Source organism: Citrobacter sp. Cu096, assembly GCF_030332285.1.
GTDB lineage: Bacteria > Pseudomonadota > Gammaproteobacteria > Enterobacterales > Enterobacteriaceae > Citrobacter > Citrobacter meridianamericanus.
Window position 1 is genome coordinate 1 of record NZ_JAOWID010000012.1, and the last position, 305, is coordinate 305.

2 tRNA genes are annotated in these 305 nt (G+C 54.1%); both read right to left on the reverse strand.

The features are described from left to right. A tRNA-Met gene (locus OGX99_RS00885) sits at positions 1 to 74 on the reverse strand. Between the two features lie 152 nt (positions 75 to 226). Next, positions 227 to 303 (reverse strand) — tRNA-Met (locus OGX99_RS00890). Positions 304 to 305 lie beyond the last annotated feature (2 nt).

Genomic DNA, 305 nt, shown 5'->3' on the forward strand with positions numbered 1-305 from the left:
TTGCGGGGGCCGGATTTGAACCGACGACCTTCGGGTTATGAGCCCGACGAGCTACCAGGCTGCTCCACCCCGCGTCCGTCTTTTTGCTTCGTATTTCAAACCACATCTGCGTTGGCTTTCCTCGTTCACCTCAGTCACTTACTGGAGTAAGCTCCTAAGGATTCACTGCGTCGCCGCCTTGCTGTGATTTGAACTACTTTGCAAAAATATTACATCAGATTTTAATTGGTTGCGGGGGCCGGATTTGAACCGACGACCTTCGGGTTATGAGCCCGACGAGCTACCAGGCTGCTCCACCCCGCGTC